This window comes from Rhizobium ecuadorense (assembly GCF_001187535.1).
Lineage (GTDB): Bacteria > Pseudomonadota > Alphaproteobacteria > Rhizobiales > Rhizobiaceae > Rhizobium > Rhizobium ecuadorense.
On record NZ_LFIO01000262.1, the window covers coordinates 1 to 309 of the forward strand.

1 protein-coding gene is annotated in these 309 nt (G+C 61.5%); it reads left to right on the forward strand.

Features of this window, described 5'->3' with window-relative positions; translation table 11 throughout:
* The coding region (locus AF337_RS39785; protein ID WP_152970927.1) for an IS66 family transposase at positions 1-309 on the forward strand (309 nt) is incomplete at both ends.

Genomic DNA, 309 nt, shown 5'->3' on the forward strand with positions numbered 1-309 from the left:
GCCGTGGCGGGCAGCATGCTGAACGGATATTGCAGGGGTTCGCGGGCGTCCTTCAGGTTGACGGCTACGCCGGATATAATCGCCTGACTGCACCGGACCGCGTCGGTCCCAACATTCAGCTCGCCTATTGTTGGGCGCATGCGCGGCGCAAGCTGGTCGAGATCACCCGTACTGGCACAGCGCCCATTGCTGAGGAAGGCGTCAGGCGCATTGGTGAACTTTATCGCATCGAAGCTGAGTTGCGCGGTCTCAATCCCGAAGCTCGCCTTGCGGGAAGGCAAGAACGATCAGCACCGCTGATCGCGGACA